The organism is Halomonas sp. AOP12-B1-6 (assembly GCF_052379225.1).
GTDB lineage: Bacteria > Pseudomonadota > Gammaproteobacteria > Pseudomonadales > Halomonadaceae > Vreelandella > Vreelandella casei.
The window spans coordinates 715,962-738,248 of record NZ_JBQSYK010000003.1 but is presented as its reverse complement, the minus strand read 5'-3'; the positions used below and the strand labels follow the sequence as shown (position 1 = coordinate 738,248).

The following is a 22,287-nucleotide window of genomic DNA, read 5'->3' as shown; positions in this document are numbered from 1 at the left end:
AACGTTAGAGGCCGATGTCGCTATCGTTAAAGGACGCTATGCCTGCTTACCAAACGCTGATTGAGATGACGGGCTGTCGCTGCCGCGTCGTGCCACATAGGGCAGCAGGCTAAGTAGCCCAAGAACGGCCAGCAGCGTGCCGACCCAAAGCGGCGAAAGCAGGCCATAGCCTGTGCTGATGCCGAGACCACCTAGCCAAACGCCCATTCCCAAGCCAATATTGATGACCGATGCATGCACCGTGTTGACCAGCGTGCCCGGCCGGGCCGTTCTCATCACCCGTGCCACCATGGCAGGGTTCATTGTGACACCCACCAGCCCGATCAAAATGACCATCATAATACTGGCCGTGGCGCTTTGCGCTAGCAGCGAAAACGCCACCAGTGCCGCGATTAGCAGCAATAGCCCGCAAACCATTACCGAATACGTGTGCTTATCCGCGTAGCGTCCCACCACCGCATTGCCGACGATATTAGCGACGCCATACATGCCAAGCAGCCAAGGAATGGCCGTTATGGAAAACCCGGTTACTTCTGTCAGGATTGGTGTGAAATAGCTGAAAGCTGCGAATGTCGCGCCGATAATGAAGGCGCTGGTGGCATAGGCAGACCACAAGTGGCCATTCTTAAACTCGGCCAACTCCTTGCTCAGCCCAATGGGGGCTGACGATTTAGATAGCGGCACTCGAATGCTAATGGCAACGGCACATAGCGCCGTGAGCGCCACCACGAGCCAGAAACTGGCGCGCCAGCCTACATTCTGATCAATCAGTGTGGCGATAGGTACGCCCAACGCTGCCGCTAGCATTAACCCGCCCAACACGATTGAAGCAGCGCGTCCGCGCGCCTCGACAGCGACGACCTCTGCACAGATGGATAACGCGGTGCCGATACAGGCTGATGCCGCCACGCCTGTCGCGATGCGCGCTAATGTCATGATCGTATAGCTGTCTGTCGACGCGGCAATAGACTGCGCGGCGGCGTACAGCGCTAGCAGCCAAAGTAGCGCCGATTTGTTGGGCACACGAAGTTTGAGCAGGCCAGCGGTTAGCAGTGGCCCGCCAATCACCATGCCAAAGGCATACATTGAGATGAGAGAGCCGACCTGCTCTAGCGAAATATCAAACGCTGCTGCCAGCGATGGCATCATGCCCGCGACCATGAATTCCGATGTGGTCAGTGAGAAGATAGTTAGTCCAAGAATATAAACAACGAGGGGCATGAAAATTTCCTGCCGTGTCACGGGCGTTAAAAGTGAGTAGCTAAAGCGCTGGCTTAATATTGCTTGCTTAGAAACATAAAAACGGCACCCTTAGTGGGTGCCGTTTGACGTACCTATTGCTGGGCGGTTATTTAACCACTTATTTACTCAAGTAAGCGTTCAGCATCCAAATGGTTTTTTCCTGCTCACGGATGTAATCACCGGCTTGAGAGGCCGTGCCCTCATCGTCGGCGTCCGACGCTAGGGCTAGCAGTTCACGCTGCAGTTCAATGAGCGTTTGGTAGCCTTTCAGAACACCTTTGACGCAGGTTTTGCCGTCGTGAACATCCTTTTCTTCCTGAATGTTCGAAAGCTTTATGTAGTCGCTGTAGGCGTGTACTGGCTTGTGGCCTAGAGTCAAAATTCGCTCGGCGACTTCATCGACCTTGGTCAGTAGATCGGTGTAATACTCTTCAAATTTGACGTGGAGTTCGAAGAAGTCACTGCCCCTGACGTTCCAGTGATAGCCACGTACGTTCATGTAAAAAATCTGATAGTTGGCCAGCAGATGGTTAAGCTTTTCGGCGAGCTGGCTAGCGCTGCCTTCGTGTAGGCCAATGCTATTGGTGTCTGTCATATCCTGCTCCCTATCGGTGCCGCTGGCGCGGCGGTTAATGCGTGATATGCAGCATAGAGCGTATTGGACGCGATGCAAAACAGGTTTTATGTATCGCTTCCATAGCGCCACGACATTACGTCTGTGTCGGCTGCCTGTGACTGATTACTAAATGCTGGCAGCCATTGATTTTTTCAAGGCCTGAGGAGAAACATTCACTATCGCTGGGAGGTTGCCCATAGCCGTAGCAGGCTTTCACAGCGTGCCTCAAGCAGCTCGGCGGTGCGTGGCAGGGCATCTTTTAATGCCATGGGGCCATCGGCTAACGCAAATGCCGCGGTCACGCCTTCATCAAAGCAGGCTTCCCAGCCATCGCCGAGGCTGCCTGCGAGCACAATCACCGGTTTATTGGCACGCTGGGCCGCGCGGGAAACGCCGATGGGTGTTTTGCCCGCTAGGCTTTGGCCATCCAGGCGGCCTTCACCGGTAATTACCAAGTCTGCACGGGCTAGCCGCTCCGCCATACCGGCTTGCTGCATAATCATCTCAATGCCGGGTTTTAGAGTGGCGTTCAAAAACGCCTTTGCAGCAAACCCCATGCCGCCGGCTGCTCCTGCACCGGGCAGCGCCCGATGATCGCAGCCCAGCGTTTGCGCACTGATGTCCGCAAAGTTGCTAAGTGCTTGATCGAGCTGCTCGACTTGCTGCAAAGACGCGCCTTTTTGCGGGCCGAATACCGCACTAGCCCCGCGTTTCCCTAGCAGCGGATTATCCACATCAACCGCGGCCTCTAGTGTGAGGCTGGCTAGGCGATGGTCCAGCCCCTCAAGTTCTAAACGATTTAACTGGCTAAGTGCCGCCCCGCCGGGGGGGAGCGATTTACCCTGCTGGTCGAGCAGCTGGGCGCCCAGCGCCTGCAGCATGCCGGCACCGCCGTCGTTAGTGGCGCTGCCGCCGAGTAGCAATAGTGCCTTTTCTGCGCCTTGGTCAAGCGCTGCGAGTAGCAGCTCACCGACGCCAAACGTCGAGGTCGTTAAAGCGTTACGCTCCTCGGCGGTGAGGTGTTGTAAGCCGCTGGCTTCTGCCAATTCGATAAACGCGGTACGCTGGTCGCTTAGCCAGCCCCACGTTGCTTGGCGCGGACGCCCCAGAGCATCTTGAACGCTCAGCTGGCGCCGTTCTGCGCCGGTGGCATCGATCAGTGCATCTAGGCTGCCTTCGCCGCCGTCAGCCAAGGGGCAGGTCTGAACGTGTGCATCAGGCACCGCGCGTTTTACACCCCGCGCCATGGCTTCAGCGGCCGCCTGGGCGCTCAGCGCATCTTTGAAACTGTCAGGGCAAAGCAATATATTCATTGGTACGGACTCCGCAAAACGTTCTTATCAAAATATTGTCATCATAATACGGCCATTGTTGGCGAGCTCAGCGCGCTAATCAGCGGTCAACCAGCGGCCTCGTCCGTTAGAGGATCTAACATGAAGTCGATACCGATAAGCTTAACCTGTCTGCTGACACTGGCTGGCTGCCAGGCGGTCCCTGATCGTTTGCCACAAGCCGAGCCTGCCCCCGCCGCCGCTTGTTATTTTCCCACCTCAGCAGAGGGTGCGCTTAAAACCAGCGTGGATGTGCTAATCGAAGAAGGGTTTACCCTAAGCTCTACCGATACCACATTAGGTCTGATTAGCGCCAGTCGTGAGCGTGCGCTGCAGGGGTATTATGATCCTTACGACAACGCCTACGGCTACGGGCGGGGAATGCGGGTATTCGGCGGATTGGGGTTTGGGCGGGGCGGATCAGGTGTGGGTATCGGGCTCGGCGGAATTGGTTTTGGCGGCGGGGTAGGCCAGCAGCCGGTTGAGGTGGAGCGCGTCTCATTACTGGTGAGCGACGCCCATATACGCATATCTCGAGATATTCGCCGCTTTGATCACGTAGGTGATTTACGTGAATCCTATAGCGCCAGTAACGCCGATTTCTGCCAACGCTTTCAAAACAGTTTTGAACAACGCGTGCCGGCAACGAGGACACCGCTATGATGATTCGCCATTGGCTGCTGATAAGCCTGCTGGGCGGGCTGGCAGGCTGCGCAACGACGGCACCGCTTGAAACTCGCGAGCTTTTCTATGCCACTGCGCCTGAAGAGACCTTTCGCGAAGCGGTAGAACTCATGGTGGAGCAGGGCTACGTCGTTCGTCATGCGGATATTTCACTGGGGCGAGCGGAGGCATCGCTTGCTCGTTGGCCTGAATATCGTTTGCAGCTGCAGGTCAGTGAGGAGCGCAGCGGTAGTCGGGTGAGTGTTTCCGCGCTGCGGGGTAATCAGCCGCTGCCTCCCTACGTATTAGACCCATGGCTTGTATCCTTACAGAGCAAACTAGGCGTTGCGCCATGAGGCTGGCGCACGCTGCTATGGCATTAGGAATGGGGGTGAGTGGCTTGTCTGTCAGCGCGGAGGCACTTGCGCACCCGCATGGCTGGATTGATCTGAGCGTTCAGGTCATGACAGATGATCAGGGCGTCGCTAGCGGTTTATATCAAACGTGGCGAATGGATCCATTTTACAGCCTGGTTGTCTTTGAAGAGCTTCAGCAGGTAGAAAATGCAAGCCTTGAACAGGGGCTTGATCAGCTGGGAAAAGAAATTCGCGACAATCTCTCTGGCGAGCACTACCTCACCGAGATAAGCATTAACGGTGAGCGTCAGGCGCTGGGCGAGGTGAGCGAATACACCGCTATGGAACGCGATGGCCGGTTAGTTTTCATGTTTATTCTGCCGCTGGAAACGCCTCAATCCCTGACCGATTCAACCCTTACGTACCAAGTGTTTGACCCCACCTACTACATCGAAGTAGTGCATGAGGCGGACGATAATCAGCCCACCGATGATGCACTAGTCCTCCAGGGGGGGCCTGCCTGTGAGCTGAGCATTCTGCCCGCTAACCCTGATCCCGAACTGGTGATGCAAGCCGCACTGCTTGATAAAGGCGAAAGCGGTGAACCAGGGCTGGGACGCTATTTTGCGGAAACGGGCAGCGTTGATTGTACGGGTCGCTAAGAATGTTGTTTTTCACAAAATCCCGGCTGACAATTGATCGTGATGTGTTACTTTATAACTTTTAGCGGCGAGACATTACGATGCCCTTAGCACGGCCTTTAACGCGATCCTTCACACGCCATTCTGGCTTACTACTTTGCTTTCTGCTGGTGGTCGCAGCGCTGGCCCTTATCGTTTGGACTGGTGCGCTACAGGGCGTGAGCTATCAATTGTTGGCCTGGCAGCGAAGTTTGCATCGCTCGCTCACGATGGCGATTACCGAACTGTCAGGCGCGCCCACGCTGATGACATGGGTGAGCCTGCTGAGCATTAGCTTTGTTTATGGTGTTTTTCATGCCGCTGGGCCAGGGCATGGTAAAGCCGTGCTGGCGACCTATTTAGCCACTCATGGCGGCGCGGTGAAGCGTGCGCTAGGGCTCTCTTTTGCAGCCTCCTTACTCCAGGGGCTGACCGCCATTATGCTGGTGGTAGTGCTGGTGTACGGCTTGGGCTGGGTAACGCGCCAAGCGATGGGCAGCGTAGTGTGGGTTGAACAGGCAAGCTTTCTACTCGTAGCCGCCCTGGGTGTATGGCTATGTTGGCGAGCCATCAAGCAGCTTCGGCGTGCTTATAAGCCTGCCGTCGCGGCGCATAGTCACAGTCATCAGCACAATCACAGCCATAGGCATGATCACAATCATGAGTCCCATGTTAGCCATGACAACCACTGCTGCGGCGGAGCCCATCATATTGAGCCCCAGCAAGTATTGGACTGGCGTACGGCGCTGATGACGGTGGGGGCCATTGGTATGCGCCCCTGTAGTGGCGCAGTGCTGATGGTCGGCGCTGCTAGTTTGCTAGGCCAATTCTACGTGGGCGTTGCGTCAGTGGTCGCGATGTCGGTTGGCACGGGCCTCACCGTTTCAGCGCTTGCAGTCGCCAGCATTGTGGCACGCGGATGGGCGCAGCGGCGCTTGGCTACGCAGCAGCATAGCGAGCGTCGCGTTCAAAAAGCCGCTGGTTGGCTGGCCTTAGCCGGCGGGGCGTTCATCGTCTTGCTAGGGGGTTCACTCAGCGTTGCGGGAATAGTCGAGCCTGTCGGCGGGCCGCTGCTTAACGAGCCGCCCGCCCGAGTGGGCCACCCTCTTAGCGGGTAAGCGCTGACTAAACATCTAGCGTTTGAATGTGTGCAAGCAACTGGTCACGCATGTGAGCCTGGCCTGCTAAGTCATAAGGTTCCGGCGTGCCGTTGCCCCAAACGGGCGCAGGCCAGGTAGCATCGCCATGTTGACGTATGACGACATGCACGTGCAGTTGGCTCACGACGTTGCCAAGCGAGGCAATATTAAGTTTGTCGCCTCCCAGCGCTACCTTCATTGCTTCGCCTAGCTGGGTTGCCTCACGCCATAGCTGCTGTTGATCCGCCGCGGGCAGTTCAAATATCTCGCTGATCGCTGGGTGGCGCGGTACCAGAATGACCCATGGGTAGCGCGCATCATTCATTAGCAGTACGCGGCAAAGAGGCAGATCCGCCACGGGGAATGTGTCGCTGGCAAGGCGTTCATCAAGCGTGAAATCGTTCAAGTAATAGGCTCCCGTATACTTACTAGGTGTTTATTAGCATAGCAGCCACGGCGTGGCGTAGGGAAAACAAGCGCAATTGCGAAAACGCTGTTACCCTAAAAAAACTCCCAGGCGGTGAGTCGCATTGCCAGTGGAGTTCCCCCCGATGTTGAATGACTCGTTAAGGAGAACGTAAATGAAAAAATTATTGGCCATGAGCTTTATGCTGCTGATGACGGCAGGTGTTCTGTCCGGTTGTAACACTATTTCTGGCGCTGGTCAGGATGTGCAAGAAGGCGGTAAAGCCGTCCAAGATGCAGCTGAATAATTAGTTAAGGCTGGATTAGAGATAACGCTAGTATTCCCACGGGCTAGGCTAATGCCTAGCCCGTTCGGGTTCATTAGCTCATTTTTTCATTACGTTTTGGAGACTCAAGGATGAAGCCTCGCTTTACCCTGTCTAAAGTTGTGGCCATGGGCGCCTTCACTATGCTGCTAACGGCGTGCGTTAGTTCTCAAATGCCGATTTCACCGGCTAACGATGATGTAGATGCCGCGCCGCCCCCGCCAACGGTCACTTCCAGTAATGCCGCTCAAGAGCAGGCCTCAACCTGTGATTTAGAGGCTATCAACGATGCGATAGGTGAGTCATTCGATGAAGCTGGGGTGTCCCAGCTGCAAAGCGAAAGCGGCGCCAGCCAGGTGCGTGTCTTGCGTCCAAACGATATGGCGACCATGGACCATCGCCCTAATCGTTTGAATATTCATCTTGATGATCAAGATGTTATTGCCGATGTGCGCTGCGGCTAAGACGCTTGACGCTTTAACCCATGCAGCGTTAGCGTAAAATCAGTACAACGCAGGCGGCGGTCAGCGCGCCCATCGTTATATTGAACGAACGCCATGCGCGGTCGCTTTTGATCCACTGCCCAATGGCACTGCCAAAAGCGGCCCATAGTGCAATGCAGGGTAGGCCAACCAATTCCGCAAAGCCGGCAAGCATCAGCGCGTTAAGCACCGGAGGGCCGCTTTCCGGCAGAAAGCCCGCCATCAAAGCAAGCCCCATCACCCACGCTTTAGGGTTAGCAAACTGAAACGTCGCCGCCTGCCAAAATGTAAACGGCACGCTATGTTCTTGGGCCTTAAGATTGGGTGGCGGTGCGGTGGCAATCTTCCACGCCAAATAGAGCAAATACAGGCTGCCGAGCCAGCGCAAGGCGAGCTGGAGCGATGGATAGCGCTCAAACAGCACACCTAAGCCCAGCGCAATGCCCGCGAACAGTACAAAGCAGCCACCCAAAATCCCCCACATATGCGGCAGCGTACGCCGAAAACCGAAGTTAGCCCCAGACGCCGTGAGCATGATGTTGTTTGGGCCAGGCGTTAGCGTCATCGACATCATATAGAGTGCGGCAGGGCCCAGAATTAACCATTCACTGTTCATTTTTTGTATCCATACAATGTGCGCTTTAAGATTGTCTTGAGGCTGCTTTTGCTAGCATAATGGGGATTAAAATGACGTCAAAGGTTTTATTGTCACCATGACAATCTGGGTGCCTTCATTAAACGAGTTTTCTGGATCGCGCTATCGTGCTATTGCCAGCGCCGTCGAATCCGCCATTCAGGACGGGACACTGCTACCTGGGGAGCGTTTGCCGCCTCAGCGCCGGTTGGCAGATGCGCTAGGGGTGACCGTCGGCACGGTGACGCGTGGTTATGCTGAGGCTGAGCGCAATGGGTGGGTGTCGGCCAGGGTAGGCAGTGGCACCTATGTGAAGAGCGAATCCCAAGCCAGCGCTTTTAGCCCGACATTTCATAGTGATGAAACGCCCGGCATGATCGATTTAAGCCTTAGCATACCGCCACCACATCCGTTGCGTCAGTCGCTGCTGAGCGAAGCCCTGGTTGCCTTAAGCCAGTCAGGGGCCGCATTAGCCCGGGGTGTTACCTATCAAGAAGCCCAAGGCCGTCGTGAGCAACGTGGTGTGCTGGCGAGCTGGTTGAATAAATTGGGAATGCCGTTTAGTGCCGATGAGCTATTTATTACTCAAGGTGGCCAGCACGGCATTAGCCTAGCGCTCAGCACGTTACTTCGGCCAGGCGAGCTGTTGGCCGCTGATGCGTTAACGTACCCTGGTGCTATTAGCGCCGCGCAACAGGCGCACCTCAAACTGGTTGGGATCGGTCAAGACCATGAGGGAATGCGGGTGGATCTTCTTGAAGCTCAGTGTGCCCGGCAACCGCCTCGAGCTATCTACCTGACACCGGATCAGAACAACCCCACCGGTGCCTGTTTAAGCGAGCCACGTCGCGAACAGCTGGTGGCGTTAGCAAGGCGTTATGATATCTGGCTGATTGAAGATGGCGTGCAATATTTGCCGGTGGAGCAGCGCGGCACGCCGCTTTATCAACTTGCACCGGAGCGTACGCTGTTTGTCTTCAGTACCGCTAAAGTACTCGCGGGCGGGCTGCGTATTGGGGTGCTTCGAGCGCCGACATGTTTGCATGAGCGACTTGCGACGGGGCTACGCTCGCAGAGTTGGATGGTACCTCCATTAATGGTTGATGTGGCATGTCACTGGGTCAATCAGGAGGCGGCTAAGGAGCTGCTTACTTGGCAAACCCAAGAATTAGCTGAACGTCAGCGGTTAACGGCCGAATGGCTGCAAGGTTTTACCCTAAGCGGACGTTCACACAGCAGCAATGTATGGCTCACGCTACCCGAGGGTCGGCGCGCGGTGGAGTTATGTGAGCGACTCCTGCAGCGAGGCGTGAAGGTCAGTAGCGCAGAGCCATTTTGTGTCGGGAGTACGCCAGCGCCACAAGCGATTCGTCTATGTATTGGTGCCGCGTCGAATCGTAGCAAGCTTATTCATGCATTGAGCATTGTTGCTGCCTGTTTAACTGAGCGCCCCCTGGCGCCCGCCACGTTGTAAATTATTCATAACGGTCTTTCCACCCTTGATGGCGCACTTGGTCTTTTAGCATTTCGAGAACATCGTATAGTACTTGCTCTGTCACGCGGCTGCTGCCTTCATCGACCGTTAACCAAGTGTCAAAGCCGCTATCGGCGGTGCGCTCTACTAGCTGTCTGAATTCGTCAGAATGAATGCCGAGCATCAGCTCATCGACTAAGCGCTGGGCAACGCCGCTTAAAGAGACTTCCATCGCGCTGGTTGCCTGCTGCCCCATCGGCAGTCGGTGCAGCCGCTGAATCTCTGGGCTTTCGCGCAGGGTGCGATGCACCAAATCACTGATTGCCGTCATGATGGATTGACGATTATGCTGGTAAGCCTCACCGACAGTGCTCTCCAGGCGCTGAACGATTTCCTGAATTAGCTGTGCTTTGCGCGGCATAATCACACGCTCAATGATCCGCTCGGTCAGCGAATCGCTGGCGCGGATCTGCTGTTGCACATTGCCCAATAGGCGAAGGGCAATGCGATCAGAAAGCTCTTCAAGCAAAATATCGTAGTATTTGGCAAAAAACAGAGTGATATCCCAGCGGGCAACATCAATAAGGCCGAGGCGATGCAGGCGGTGGATCAGCGACACCACGCGTAGAATCCGCAGCAGGCGGAAGCCCGCCAGAGGAATACAGCCCAGCACGTCATACCAATGTACGAAGGGATAAAAGAACCACCGGTGGTAGCGCCGCTCGGCAATCGCGATGGACCAGCCCAGCAGTACATCAACGATAAAAAAGCTGACGAATATTAAATCGATAGTCGTAAAACGGCTATGTATCACGTCAGCGTAGAACGTGTGAAAACTCGGTGCGATGCTGGCAATGCCTTGATTGATAGGGCCTAGCAGGAATAGTGAATCAAATAGCAGTAGCCCAAGGTTGATGACTACCGCCGCCAGGATAAGAAAATCCCAACCGATGTGGGTATATTCAACGGCTTTAGGCAGGTGCGGGTAGCGTTCCCTAGCGGGCATACGAACTCCTTGTCGTTGGGCGATGCAGTGCTCTGCTACTGAGCCCGCGACTGATACTGTTGCTGGGTCAGACGCTCTTCTTTTTCTGCCTGCTTGCGCAGCTTCTTGCGCAGAGCGGCCTTTTCAAATCGCAGTTTCTGCAGCGGGGTTGCCAAATTAAGCGGCGGCACGCTGGCGGGTTTGCCATCAGCATCGACAGCGACCATGGTCAGGTAGCAGCTGTTGGTGTGACGAATCAGCTTATTGCGAATATCTTCAGCCACGACCTTGATGCCAATTTCCATTGATGAGCGCCCAACGTGATTGACGCTGGCTAAAAAGGTGACTAGCTCGCCAACATGAATCGGCTGTTTAAACAGCACCTGATCCACTGACAGTGTCACCACATAATGGCCCGAATAGCGGCTGGCGCAGGCAAACGCGACTTCATCAAGCTTTTTAAGAATGGCGCCGCCGTGAACTTTACCACTGAAATTAGCCATATCCGGCGTCATCAGTACGGTCATCGACAGTTCGTGCTGCCCGGGCAGGGCGCTGTTCGCACTTATTTCGGCGTCGGTCATGCGGTGTTCCTGCGGTTATCTTAAAACGTTAAGGGTTGCCCGCCGCCTCTCAATGGTGAATTAGCGGCGGGCAATGAAGAAGTGCTAGAACCACACCAGTCCGATGGAGATAATAATACCGGTGATAAATAGCTGAATCAGGCAGAAGCCCATTATGTCTTTCGCCTTTAACCCGGCAATGGCGAGCACCGGTAATGCCCAGAAGGGCTGCAGCAGGTTAGTCCAGGCGTCGCCCCAGGCAACGGCCATGGCAACGCGTGAAATATCGGCACCTAGCGCTTGAGCTGCAGGTAGCATGACCGGCGCTTGCACGGCCCATTGGCCGCCACCAGAGGGTACAAACAGGTTGACGATGCCCGCACTAATAAATGACCAGAACGGTAGCGTTGTCGCCGTGGCAAAGGACACCAGCCATTCGGACATGCTTTCTGCTAATCCGGACTGCACCATGATTGCCATAATGCCCGCGTAAAATGGGAACTGAATAACGATACCCGCGCCGCCTTTAATCGCCTCGTTTAGGCTGTTCAATAAATTACGTGGCGTGCGGTGCAGCACAATGGCCAGGAACAAAAACAGGAAGTTAACTACGTTAAGGTTCAGGCTGCCTCCGCGCAGTAAAAAATGATCCAGCAAAAACAGCAGTCCGGGTACCCCGACCAGCAGCGCGAGAGCCATGCTGTTTTCGAGCTTTTCAGCCGGCCGTGTAATACGCCCCATCTGCTCTGGTTCATCGTCGAGCACTTTAGGGTCTACGTAAACGCTATCCTTTTCATCCGGCAGCATCATGCGGTTGACGAGAGGTATAGCAATGAACAGGCAGATCACGATCGCGATGTTGAAGAAGGCAAAAATCGTTGAACCGGTGCCAATAACGCCAATTTGATCAGCGGCAAAGTGACCCTCGGTCGCAATCGTCAGCGGTATAGAGCCCGCTAAGCCGCCGTGCCAAACGACGAAGCCGGAATAGGCGCTGGCAACCAATAGCCGGTAGTCAACGCGAATCAGACGGGCCAGCTCTTTCGCAAATAGCGCGCCGACAACCAGGCCAAATCCCCAGTTGATCCAACTCGCTGCCAATGAGACTAGCGTGACTAAAATGATAGCACCACCGGGCGTTTTGGCGGTGCCGGCAATTTTTTGCAGAATGCGCTTTACCGGTGGAGAGCTTGCCAGCATAAAGCCTGTCACCAGCACCAGTAGCATCTGCATGGAGAAGGTCAGCAGGCTCCAGAAACCGTCACCCCAAAACCGCAAGACAGCCAGCGGTGACTGGCGCTCAATAGCAATCGCGGCGACTGAGGCGATGAGCGTCAGCAGCAGAACGAAAATGTACGGGTCAGGCAGATAGCGCTCCACTAGCTTAACCGCCGGTTTTGATATCATTTTAAGCATGGGATGCTCTCTTTTTTCATTATTAGGAAGTGCGTGGCTGATCCGTGGCTAATATACGGGGGAGGGCGGCATTTTTCACCTTGAAGCTGCGCGCTTCATCTCACGTTAGCTTAGTTAACGCTAATTGCCCCGTTTTAGCGCCAGCGGTTTAGCTGGTAGCGGCGATGGTAGTGACGGTGATAGTAATGGATCAATACCGCCGAGCGAACCAGGGTGAACAGAATAAACGATAGCCAGAGCCCATGATTGCCGAGCCCTTGGGTTAGCCACCAGGCGGGTAGGTAAGCGGCAAGGCCGATGAAAATACTGTTGCGCATTTCGCGCACGCCGGTGGTGCCGATAAAGATACCGTCGAGTAGATAGCTCCACACCGCAATCAGCGGCATAACCACCATCCACGGCAGATACTGCGCCGCGGTTATACGCACTTCTTCAAGGCCGGTAAGCATGGCCACCAGCCCATTACCCCCCACGGCGAACAGGCAGGCCGCCGTGCCCGCGGTCCAAAAGGAAAAACGTGCGGCGGCGCGCACGGTAAGCGCAAATTCGCGCCAGTCTTTGCGGCCGTAAGCGCGCCCCACCAGCGATTCTGCCGCGTGGGCAAAGCCATCTAAAGCGTAGCTGGTCAGCATAATAAATTGCAGGAGTACCGCGTTGGCAGCCAGTATGGTGTCACCTTGGCGCGCGCCCTGAGCGGTAAAAAAGGCCATGACGAATAATAGCCCTAGCGTGCGCACGAACAGATTGGCATTAACGTGAAAAAGCGCGGTGTAGGCCGCTAGCGCGAGCAGACGTTCGCGCAAAAAAGTACCTTTCAGCGTGGCTAGCTGGCGCAGTACTAAATAGCCACCGAACGCAAAAGCCGTGTAGTCAGCAATCACGCTGGCCCAAGCGACGCCGTTGCTGGTCATGCCTAGTCCCATCACAAACCATATATCCAGCGTGATATTGACACTGTTGGTGAGTAGCAAAATCATTAGGGTAACGCGCGAATTTTGCTGGCCGAGAAACCACCCTAAAATCGCATAGTTAGCGAGAACGGCTGGCGCCGACCAGAGGCGTATTTGGGCATATTCACGGGCTAGGTGGGTGGCCACGTCACTACCATCTAATAGCCATAACCCTAGTGAGATTAGCGGGGATGCAAATAGAATAAGCAGGACGCCGATCACCATTGCCATGATCAGCGACTGGCCCAGCAGGTTGCGCACGTCAGTGTCATTCGCGCGCCCCATGGCTTGAGCAACCAGCCCTGTGGTGCCCATGCGTAAAAAGCCAAACCCCCAGTAAAGGAAGCTAAATAGCATCGCGCCTAGCGTGACGCCTGCTAAATAGCGAGAGTCAGGCAGGTGTCCAACCACGGCGGTATCCACCAGGCCCAGCAATGGGACGGTGATATTAGATAAAATGATTGGCCAGGCGAGGGCCCAAATACGCACGTTAAGGGCTGAGCCGCTTAAGCGGCAGTGATGATGCGGTACTTCGTCATCAGCTGTTCTTGGCTTTCGTGGCGCTCAGGATCGAGTGGAATACAGTCTACAGGGCATACTTGCTGGCACTGCGGCTCGTCAAAATGACCGACGCACTCGGTGCACTGGCTAGGATTGATGACGTAAATCTCCTCGCCTGGGGAAATAGCGTCATTGGGACATTCGGGCTCGCAGACGTCGCAGTTAATGCACTCGTCGGTAATCATCAGGGCCATGGGCGTACCTCGCGGATGGCTGGCGCACTCAAGGGATCAATACCTGAGTGTTTTACTCAACAATGGCGTTGGCTAGTTAGTGTAATGCTTACGCAGCGCCTCGGCGACCTGCGGATGAACTAATGGTGAAATGTCGCCGCCGAGCTTGGCAATTTCCCGCACAATGGTCGAAGAAATATACGAATTTTCTACCGCAGGCGTGAGGAACACGCTTTCGAGCTCCGGATTTTGAGCGCGATTCATATTGGCAAGCTGCAGCTCGTACTCAAAATCGGATATCGCGCGCAGGCCGCGCAGTATGATCGATGCACCCTGTTCGTGCATCATGGTGGTGAGCAGGTTTGAAAAGCCAATTACCTCAACGTTAGGCAGCGCCTCACAAACCGTTTGCGCTAGGGCTATACGCGTTTCCAATGAGAGGTTCGGCCGTTTCCCTGGGCTTTCTGCGACCGCAATCACCACCTTATCGAACAGTCGTGCACCGCGCTCAATTAGGTCGAAATGGCCGTTGGTGATCGGGTCGAAGGTGCCTGGGTAAACGGCGATATTGGCATTGCCGATACTCATGACGACGTTTCCTCATCCAGCCGGCCAAACGGATTGTCGCTGGTTAACGAGATAGCGTGATCGTAGCCGGGAATGTGAATTCGGTCAGCATGGATATCCAGCTCTGGGCCTTCAAGCACCGCTTCGCCAAATTGATAGCGTGGGGCGTAATGGCCAGAATCAGCCTGGGCAAGATAGGCCGCCGCCGTTAGACGAGTTGTCTCGCGACGCTCTTTCCAGGCGCTCACTGCAGCGGCGCCATGGCGCTGAGTCAGCAGGCGCTCAGTCACCGCAGGGGAAAGCACCACGCCGGTGGCATTGTTGCCCCCGAAGCCTTTGGCATTGATAAAGGCGGCATCGGCATGAAATGCCTGCGTCGTTTGCGACAAGCGCAGCCGCTCGGCATAGACATCGTCGGCCACCGCGTCAAGCGTGGGGATTCCCGGTAGCAGGCCGTGGGCAAAGCTGCCTAAGGCGCTCGCTAGCTGGTCGCCTGCAGCTGAACCTTGCGAGTGGCCGATAAACGCTTTAATGGCGACCACGGGCCAATCGGTGATCCCGTTGGCGCGAGCAATTTCATCCAGGACATGAGATTCAGTGGTGCGATTTTTGGGCGTGCTGGTGCCATGGGCGTGCACAAAACTGCGTTCTTTCAGCGCTTTTTCACCAAGCATGTCGCGCACTAGCGCGGCCGCTTTACCCAGGGTGATGTAGTTGCCAATGCCCGGTGCGGAGATCGAGCGCTTATAGCCATCAGCATTGACGAATACATCGGGCACAGCGCCCAAAATGTCGGCGCCGACATCCATCGCTAACGTATCGTCCATTAACATTACGAACTGGCTGGCTTCTGCCATTGTAAAGCCGCAGTTGCGTGCAAACGGCCGACAGGCGCGCTGGTAGTCAGCATCAGTGAGCAGCTCCAGAGCATCTAGCGCTTTCAAGCCTGCATCGTCAGCCAGCGCGCCCATGGCCCGAAAGCCTTCAATAATTTCTGGCGTAATGGGGGCATCGGCGGTGCCTACCATCACTACCCGCCGGCGTCCGGAGCGAATGTCGTCAATGCCAAGGCGCAGGTTATAAAGGAAACTAGCGCAAGCGCCTAATGCTGCGCCGGTGCCGCCTACGCTGCCAAGCACGTAGGCGTTTAAAAAGTCGGCAGGCATTTGGCCATAGCCCAGCGGCATCTGCTTAGACGTAGCGCGTTGGCCGCTCACCAGGCTCTTCAGTAAGCCACCCCAGCCTTGATCGTCCAATTGACCAATAGAGTTCCCAGCGTACACGGCAATATGATCCGGGCTCAGCTGCTGTCGTAGTGCTTCCCAGGAAAGGCCGCTGGCGCCTAAGCAGTCGCTGGCGCCAAACACCGCTAGAGATAATCCGCGAGGGTGGTGCACGCTGCGGTAGAGGCTGGCGGGGTCAAAGCCGCTGGGTAGCTGGGCCGCTGCACGTACTTTAGGAACCTGTGCATCGGGCAGCAGCACCTCTAGCACGCCTGCGGGCACGCTGACCTCTACCTCTCGGGCATCAATGTCGCGCACCTGCCAGTCAGCCGGCAGGTGGTCGGGCAGTTGGCGTCGACGCAGCGTAAAGCGCATCGGCTCAGCAAGATGCATGCTGGCTTGCCGATTAGACGGCATCCCCGGGGCGAGAAAGCGCGGGTCTTCATTGCGGCGGATCAGGGTATGGTTAAGCACCTGTTCACGCAGCGACTCAGCAGGGGCATCTACAGACTGGCCAGACTGATCAAGCCATCCTTTGTCGGAGTGCTGAACAAGACGCATAAGCGCCGCTAAGCCTTCCAGTGTCTGGCGTTGCTGGTCAGCAGGAAGAGCATCAAGCACGGTGCGGCGGAAGGCCTGATGGCCAGATGTTCTGCCTGCGGGATTGATGCCACCCATGCCGACAATCACCGGTAAGTGTGACAAGCCGGGTTCCTCGTGGTGCGATGGTGGTAATAACGGTTTTTGGCAATACTCGGACCGTATAATGACCAGAGTCATGCGCTTCATAAGCAATTAAGGCGTGATGATAGCACCGGGCGCGCAATGGCGTCATGCCGCAAGCGTTCTAGACTGATAGAATCACTGCTTTTCAGCCGAGAGATGGCATGCAGCATAATTCTCGATCAGTGATTTCTAATCAACCTGGCCCTCATCACGATCTAGCGCGCCAAGTCAGCCGAGCGTTAGCGTATCCGCTGCGCAAGCCAATTGCCGACCATACCAAGCGCAGTTTTGCGCAGGCAGCCGAGTGGTTTCAGGCCCGCCAAACGCCGCTGATACTTGATTCAGGTTGCGGTGTGGGTATATCGACACGTCAACTGGCGCTCCAGTTCCCAACCAGAGCGGTGATTGGCGTTGATCGTAGTGAGCATCGGCTGGGTCGTGATCACGGTGACCTGCCGGCGAACGCTCTGCTGGTTCGGGCGGACCTTGTCGATTTCTGGCGACTCGCCCACCAGGCTGGCTGGGCACCCGAGCGTCACTATCTGCTTTACCCTAATCCTTACCCTAAGTCTGGCCACCTAAAAATGCGCTGGCATGGTCATCCTATTTTACCCACACTGTTGGCCCTTGGGGGATGCCTTGAGTTGCGCTCCAACTGGCCAATATATGTTGAGGAGTTTGCTTCAGCGGTGGCTCAGGTGACCGGTAAGCAGTCGAGCATTGCCGAAATTTTCCCCAATGGTGATTATTTAACCCCGTTTGAAGCTAAGTATTCGCAAAGCGGCCAGGCGCTGTGGCGTTTACGCGTTGATTTGGAGCGAACATGACGCATTTTTTTAACCTAGCTGCGCGTCTGCAGCGTGGTATTTCTGTTGTTAGCATCACCACCGCGGCACTGCTGGTCAGTTCCCCGCTGCTTGCCGACTTTAATCGTCTCGGGCAATTAGAAGATAAAGGATTCTCGATCAGCGCTGAGGCGCGACTACTTGACGCTGACTCAAACGCCAATGCGCTGCTGGGTAGTTTGAATCCTGACCGTCAGATGTCTCCAGCGTCGGTGACCAAAACGTATTTAGCCGCTGCGGCGCTGAATCGTTTTGGCCCCCAGCATCGCTTTACTAGCCAATTAGTGAGCTCTGGCCGGGTGGATAATGGCGTGCTGCATGGTGATTTAGTGTTTGAGGGCGGGGGAGACCCGGGCCTGACCACTGAAAATTTATGGCGCCTGGTGCAGCGTTTGCACCTAGCGGGGGTTCGCGACGTTGACGGTGCATTGGTGGTTAGCCAGTGGCGCTTTGGGCCTGTCGATTGCATTACCACTGATCGCTGCAATGCCCTGACCCAGGTCACTAACGCCTATAGCGCACCGCTTTCTTCGGCAGGCGTTGATTTCGGCACCTGGTGCGTTAATGTTGCCCCAGCCGCCGTTGCCGGTGAGCCTGCACGCGTTGGCCTGTGCGACAGCCAGGCACCGTTGATCACCATTGATAATCAGGTGACGACTCGCCCGGCGAACAGCGGCACAGAGATCAGTGCTGAGCGGGTGACGGATGAGCGCGGCGATGTCATGCGTCTCACCGGGCAGATTTCAACCAATGCCAACGCCCAGGATGTCTATCGCGGCGCGGGCGATGCTGCCGAAAAAACAGCACAAGTATTGCTGAGCATGCTCAATCAGGCGGGTATTCAAGTGCGTGAGCCGTGGCGGGTTAGCTCCACCCAGCCGCCCAGCACGGCCCAGCGATTGGCGGCGATCGACGGTCAGCCGCTACAAGAGATACTGCTGCGGATCATGAATTACTCCAATAATTATATGGCTGATGTGCTGGCGCTGGATCTAGTTGAGACGCCACAAGCGCAGCTGCGCCAAGCGGGCCAAGCGGTCGAAGCATACGCTCAGGGTCTGCCTGGGCACGGGCCGTTAACGCTATACAGCGGCAGTGGACTAACGACGGAAAATCGGACGTCTGCGCAAGGTGTGAACGTGATGCTAGAGGACATGTTTCGTCAGAGCGCTCTTTTTCCAAGTTTTGTAGCGGCGTTTCAATCGCCGGCTAATGGGGTGATGCGTTTTATTCGACGTGGCTCAGCGACGTTTCAAAACAATGTCATGTTAAAAACAGGCACGCTAAACCAACCGTTCGCAGTTCGCGCTGCCGCGGGTTACTTTCGTACGGCGGAAGGGCGCTGGGGAGTGTTTAGCGTCCTGGTCAACGGTAACGGCAGCACGCCTTACCTAAGCTGGCCCGAGGTGCTGGATCCGCTGTCTCTTGATCTAGATGCAATGATTTTAGCGAACTGATTCAACTTTACGCTCACAGGGTGAGGCAACGTGTATGAAACCAGGGCATACCGGCTTAACACATTTGGTTCACTCCATGCGTTATTCATGGAAAGGCCTTAAAGCTGCGTTTAGAAACGAATCGGCTTTTCGTCAGGAAGTTGGCATCACGGCGGTTATGCTGCCGTTTGCCTGGTGGATTGGTGAGGGCCCCGTTAGCTGGCTGCTGCTAGTGGGAAGCCTGTTTTTAGTGCTGATAGTAGAGCTGCTCAATAGTGCGATTGAAAATGTGGTCGATCGCATTGGCACCGAGCACCACGAGCTTTCTGGGCGGGCTAAGGACATTGGCTCTGCGGCGGTTATGCTGTCGCTGATTATGGCCGGACTTACCTGGGGGCTGTTAGGTTGGGAAAAATTCTATAGCTAAGTCGGGGTTGGAAGGCCAAGTTTAATAACTAGCTAACTAGGCGAACTTTTTCAACGCTGATAAACGTGCTTGGCAGCGAGGTGATTATGCAAGTGAACAACGATTTTTTACCGTTGTCGACGCTGCCAGCGTCGTTACAAACAGTGGCCCAATCTGCTTGGCAGCGCTTGGTTGAGGCGCTAGCCCAGGCGGATAATGTCGCCGAGATGACTCAGCAGGAGCTACCTTCAAGTAGCTGGCAGGGGCTTTCTGAAGCCCGCCGCGAGGCCCTGGCTAGAGTGCTGTCGATCTCAACGTTCGTCGTGGATAGCCTTGCCCGATACCCTCACTGGCTGACTGAGCTTGATGTCGCCGGCGAGCTAGACGCAAATCCAGGGCGCGAGGCGCTGGAAAACTGGCTGAATGAGTCGCTTGAGCGTATCGATGACGAAGAAGGTATGCAGCGAGTAATACGCCGTTTTCGCCGTCAGCGTATGCTGGGCATTATCTGGCGTGATCTTAACCGAGTGCCCAACCACTCCATGTGGGATACCGCCAAGGCGGTGTCTGAGCTTGCCGAGCTATGCCTTGAAGCTGCGTTAACCTGGCTTGAGCAGTTTTATGCCACGCGTTGGGGCGCGCCCGCTCCACGCAAAGACGGGACGCCCCAGCGTCTGGTGATTTTGGGGATGGGCAAGCTGGGGGCCGGGGAGCTTAACCTTTCCTCTGATATCGATCTTATTTTTGCTTTTCCCGAAAAAGGCGAAACCCAGGGCGGGCGCAAGCCGTTAGAGCATCAGGAGTATTTTACTAAGCTGGGCCAAAAGCTAATTGCCGCGCTGGATGCTATGACCGCCGATGGTTTTGCCTTCCGCGTTGATATGCGCCTGCGGCCACTAGGCGATGGAGGCCCGCTAGTGGGCAGTTTTGCGATGCTTTCCAGCTACTATCAAGATCAGGGCCGCGAGTGGGAACGTTATGCCATGCTGAAGGCGCGCCCGGTGGCGGGCGATGTAGATGCAGGGCGTGAGCTGCTAGCAGGGCTGCGCCCCTTTGTGTATCGCCGCTACCTTGATTTCGGCGCGATTGAGTCGCTGCGCGAGCTGAAAGCGATGATTAATCGCGAAGTGAAGCGCAAAGGTATGCAGAGCAATATCAAGCTTGGCCCTGGCGGCATTCGCGAGGTTGAGTTCGTAGTGCAGGCCTTTCAGCTGATTCGCGGCGGTCGCGATACGGAGCTGCAGGTGACGTCGCTGAAAACCGCGCTCAACCGACTGCCCGAGCTAGGCTTGCTGCCGCAAGGCGTGGTTGATGAGCTACTGCCCGATTACGCTTTTTTACGCGATATTGAACACGCACTTCAAGCGTTGGAAGATCGCCAGACACAGACCTTGCCTAGCGATGATAGTGATCGTGAACGGGTGGCCTTTGCCATGGGCCATGAAGATTGGTCTGGCTTGATGGCGCAGCTTGATGAAGTGCGTGAACGGGTGCGCCAGCACTTTGATGCGGTAATCGCGGACCCCGAAGACGATGTCGACGAGGCAAATGATGCCAGCCAGTTGGGTTTGGCTCAGTGGCGGCTAATGTGGCGCGGCGAGTTAGACGCAGACGAGGCCATCGCGCATCTTACCGAGGCAGGTTTTCACGAACCCGAAAAAGCCCTGAAGCGGCTGCAGAGCCTGTATCACTCGCGCCAAGTACAAAGCATGCAGCGGATTGGCTTTGAGCGGCTGGACGCACTAATGCCGCTCTTACTGGATGCCGTGGCGAGTAACGATGCGCCGGACACGGCCCTTGTACGCGTGCAGCCGTTGATAGAAGCCGTCCTACGGCGTACCGCTTACCTTGCGCTATTGCGTGAAAATCCGCATGCGCTTGAGCACCTTATGCATCTGTGCGCTGCCAGCCCCTGGATTGCCGAACAGCTGTCGCGCTACCCCATTTTGCTCGACGAGCTGTTGACGCCAGAGACGCTATATACGCCTGCCGATAAGGCACGCTTGGCGGACGAGCTGCGCCAAACGCTGAACCGCTTGCCCGAAGATGATGAAGAGGCGCAGCTGGAGGCGCTGCGGGTCTTTAAGCATGCCAAAACGCTGCACGTCGCCGCCTCCGATGTTGCGGGTACTCGGCATTTGATGAAAGTGAGTGATTACTTAACCTTTATTGCCGAAGTGATTCTTGACGCGGTGCTGGCGATGGCGTGGAAGCACATTACGCGTAAGCACGGCGTGCCTGAGGGGGGCAATGCCAGTGAGGCCGAGTTTTTAATTATTGGCTACGGCAAGCTGGGTGGCATTGAGTTGGGCTACAGCTCCGATTTAGACCTGGTGTTTTTGCATGATAGCGACGGCAAAGGTGCGACTGACGGCCCCAGGCCCATTGATACAGCGATGTTTTTTACCCGCCTGGGTCAGCGCATTATTCACCTGCTGACGGCGGTGACGCCGGCGGGCAGTCTTTATGAGGTTGATATGCGCCTGCGACCTTCGGGCAATTCAGGGCTATTGGTCACATCATTGAAAGCCTTTGCCGATTACCAGCATCAGAATGCCTGGACCTGGGAGCATCAGGCATTAGTGCGTGCACGGGTCGTGGCAGGCAGCGGTTTACTCGCCGAAAAATTTGGCAGCCTTCGGGGCGACATTTTATCTCGTCAGCGTGATAACGCCGCGTTGCGAGACGAAGTCGTCAAAATGCGTCAGAAAATGCGCGATCATCTGGGCAGTAAAGCCACCAGCGATACGTTCAATGTTAAGCACGATGCGGGCGGGATGGTCGACATCGAGTTTCTTTGCCAGTACGCGGTGTTAGCGCTTGCTAACCAAACTCCGGCGCTGCTGACCTACAGTGATAATATTCGGATTTTAGAGAGTCTGACAGAGAGTGGGTACTTACCTTTCGATGAAGCAGAGCGTCTTCGAGAAGCCTACCTTGCCTATCGTAGCGCTACTCATCGTGCAGCGCTGACCGGTGAAAAAACGCGTAGCGATGGTGAGGAATTTAGCCGTCAGCGTGAAATAGTGACGGCCCTTTGGCAGCGTTTTCTTGAGCCGCCCATGGCTAACGATCTCTAGCCAGCCGT

23 protein-coding genes are annotated in these 22,287 nt (G+C 55.7%); 11 read left to right on the top strand and 12 right to left on the bottom strand.

Annotated features, from left to right (window positions below):
• Positions 1-36: 36 nt before the first annotated feature.
• From ACT3TR_RS12430 to ACT3TR_RS12420, 3 genes are all read right to left on the bottom strand, one after another.
• Positions 37-1,221 (bottom strand): MFS transporter, encoded by a 1,185-nt coding sequence (locus tag ACT3TR_RS12430; RefSeq protein ID WP_444625082.1) that lies wholly within the window; start codon positions 1,219-1,221, stop codon positions 37-39.
• A 139-nt stretch (positions 1,222-1,360) separates the two neighbouring features.
• Entirely contained in the window at positions 1,361-1,837 is a 477-nt protein-coding gene (locus tag ACT3TR_RS12425) for a Dps family protein (protein ID WP_192536089.1), read from the bottom strand.
• 197 nt (positions 1,838-2,034) lie between these two features.
• Positions 2,035-3,171: a glycerate kinase gene (locus tag ACT3TR_RS12420; protein ID WP_444625083.1), complete on the bottom strand. Its 1,137-nt coding sequence runs from the start codon at positions 3,169-3,171 to the stop codon at positions 2,035-2,037.
• A gap of 120 nt (positions 3,172-3,291) precedes the next feature.
• On the opposite strand from ACT3TR_RS12420, the gene ACT3TR_RS12415 reads away from it, so the two are divergent.
• The 4 genes from ACT3TR_RS12415 to ACT3TR_RS12400 all read left to right on the top strand — a co-directional run bounded on the left by ACT3TR_RS12415 (position 3,292) and on the right by ACT3TR_RS12400 (position 6,006).
• Complete coding sequence (locus tag ACT3TR_RS12415; protein WP_444625084.1) at positions 3,292-3,852, top strand: hypothetical protein; 561 nt, start codon at positions 3,292-3,294, stop codon at positions 3,850-3,852.
• Positions 3,849-4,208 (top strand): hypothetical protein, encoded by a 360-nt coding sequence (locus ACT3TR_RS12410; RefSeq protein WP_441684160.1) that lies wholly within the window; start codon positions 3,849-3,851, stop codon positions 4,206-4,208. Before ACT3TR_RS12415 ends, ACT3TR_RS12410 begins: the two co-directional genes overlap by 4 nt.
• Entirely contained in the window at positions 4,205-4,870 is a 666-nt protein-coding gene (locus tag ACT3TR_RS12405; RefSeq protein ID WP_096278107.1) for a DUF1007 family protein, read from the top strand. The genes ACT3TR_RS12410 and ACT3TR_RS12405 overlap by 4 nt, the downstream gene beginning before the upstream one ends.
• 80 nt (positions 4,871-4,950) lie before the next feature.
• Entirely contained in the window at positions 4,951-6,006 is a 1,056-nt protein-coding gene (locus ACT3TR_RS12400; protein WP_444625085.1) for a nickel/cobalt transporter, read from the top strand.
• Positions 6,007-6,013: 7 nt separating this feature from the next.
• On the opposite strand, the gene ACT3TR_RS12395 is transcribed toward ACT3TR_RS12400, so the two are convergent.
• Complete coding sequence (locus ACT3TR_RS12395) at positions 6,014-6,433, bottom strand: HIT domain-containing protein (RefSeq protein ID WP_441684162.1); 420 nt, start codon at positions 6,431-6,433, stop codon at positions 6,014-6,016.
• A 175-nt stretch (positions 6,434-6,608) separates the two neighbouring features.
• Between ACT3TR_RS12395 and ACT3TR_RS12390 the strand changes: the two genes are divergently transcribed.
• Complete coding sequence (locus ACT3TR_RS12390; RefSeq protein WP_096278113.1) at positions 6,609-6,740, top strand: entericidin A/B family lipoprotein; 132 nt, start codon at positions 6,609-6,611, stop codon at positions 6,738-6,740.
• A 110-nt stretch (positions 6,741-6,850) separates the two neighbouring features.
• On the top strand, positions 6,851-7,222 hold the full coding sequence (locus tag ACT3TR_RS12385; protein WP_225734463.1) for an I78 family peptidase inhibitor: 372 nt from the start codon (positions 6,851-6,853) through the stop codon (positions 7,220-7,222).
• Between the two features lie 28 nt (positions 7,223-7,250).
• Here ACT3TR_RS12385 and ACT3TR_RS12380 read toward each other — a convergent pair whose 3' ends face one another.
• On the bottom strand, positions 7,251-7,856 hold the full coding sequence (locus ACT3TR_RS12380; protein ID WP_096278115.1) for a LysE family translocator: 606 nt from the start codon (positions 7,854-7,856) through the stop codon (positions 7,251-7,253).
• Between the two features lie 97 nt (positions 7,857-7,953).
• Between ACT3TR_RS12380 and ACT3TR_RS12375 the strand changes: the two genes are divergently transcribed.
• Positions 7,954-9,348, top strand: a complete 1,395-nt coding sequence (locus ACT3TR_RS12375; protein WP_441684163.1) for an aminotransferase-like domain-containing protein — start codon at positions 7,954-7,956, stop codon at positions 9,346-9,348.
• A 1-nt stretch (position 9,349) separates the two neighbouring features.
• On the opposite strand, the gene ACT3TR_RS12370 is transcribed toward ACT3TR_RS12375, so the two are convergent.
• From ACT3TR_RS12370 to ACT3TR_RS12340, 7 genes are all read right to left on the bottom strand, one after another.
• Positions 9,350-10,354 (bottom strand): ion transporter, encoded by a 1,005-nt coding sequence (locus tag ACT3TR_RS12370; RefSeq protein WP_441684164.1) that lies wholly within the window; start codon positions 10,352-10,354, stop codon positions 9,350-9,352.
• 35 nt (positions 10,355-10,389) lie between these two features.
• A complete protein-coding gene (locus ACT3TR_RS12365) occupies positions 10,390-10,917 on the bottom strand; it encodes an acyl-CoA thioesterase (RefSeq protein WP_096278122.1) in 528 nt (175 codons plus the stop codon).
• Between the two features lie 84 nt (positions 10,918-11,001).
• A complete protein-coding gene (locus ACT3TR_RS12360) occupies positions 11,002-12,312 on the bottom strand; it encodes a short-chain fatty acid transporter (protein WP_096278124.1) in 1,311 nt (436 codons plus the stop codon).
• Positions 12,313-12,446: 134 nt separating this feature from the next.
• A complete protein-coding gene (locus tag ACT3TR_RS12355) occupies positions 12,447-13,751 on the bottom strand; it encodes an MATE family efflux transporter (RefSeq protein ID WP_441684165.1) in 1,305 nt (434 codons plus the stop codon).
• 17 nt (positions 13,752-13,768) lie between these two features.
• Entirely contained in the window at positions 13,769-14,017 is a 249-nt protein-coding gene (locus tag ACT3TR_RS12350; RefSeq protein ID WP_096278128.1) for a YfhL family 4Fe-4S dicluster ferredoxin, read from the bottom strand.
• Positions 14,018-14,089: 72 nt separating this feature from the next.
• Positions 14,090-14,584, bottom strand: coding sequence for a pantetheine-phosphate adenylyltransferase (gene coaD / locus ACT3TR_RS12345; protein ID WP_441684166.1), 495 nt, complete (start codon positions 14,582-14,584; stop codon positions 14,090-14,092).
• Positions 14,581-16,464 (bottom strand): beta-ketoacyl synthase, encoded by a 1,884-nt coding sequence (locus ACT3TR_RS12340; protein ID WP_441684193.1) that lies wholly within the window; start codon positions 16,462-16,464, stop codon positions 14,581-14,583. The genes coaD and ACT3TR_RS12340 overlap by 4 nt, the downstream gene beginning before the upstream one ends.
• Before the next feature lie 209 nt (positions 16,465-16,673).
• Here ACT3TR_RS12340 and trmB point away from each other — a divergent pair, with 209 nt between their 5' ends.
• From trmB to glnE, 4 genes are all read left to right on the top strand, one after another.
• Positions 16,674-17,339 carry a tRNA (guanine(46)-N(7))-methyltransferase TrmB gene (gene trmB / locus ACT3TR_RS12335; protein ID WP_096278132.1) on the top strand — a complete coding sequence of 222 codons (666 nt, stop codon included), beginning with the start codon at positions 16,674-16,676 and terminating at the stop codon, positions 17,337-17,339.
• Positions 17,336-18,814, top strand: coding sequence for a D-alanyl-D-alanine carboxypeptidase/D-alanyl-D-alanine endopeptidase (gene dacB / locus ACT3TR_RS12330; RefSeq protein WP_096278134.1), 1,479 nt, complete (start codon positions 17,336-17,338; stop codon positions 18,812-18,814). Before trmB ends, dacB begins: the two co-directional genes overlap by 4 nt.
• Before the next feature lie 34 nt (positions 18,815-18,848).
• Positions 18,849-19,220, top strand: coding sequence for a diacylglycerol kinase (locus ACT3TR_RS12325; RefSeq protein ID WP_441684168.1), 372 nt, complete (start codon positions 18,849-18,851; stop codon positions 19,218-19,220).
• Between the two features lie 86 nt (positions 19,221-19,306).
• A complete protein-coding gene (gene glnE / locus ACT3TR_RS12320) occupies positions 19,307-22,279 on the top strand; it encodes a bifunctional [glutamate--ammonia ligase]-adenylyl-L-tyrosine phosphorylase/[glutamate--ammonia-ligase] adenylyltransferase (protein WP_444625086.1) in 2,973 nt (990 codons plus the stop codon).
• Positions 22,280-22,287 lie beyond the last annotated feature (8 nt).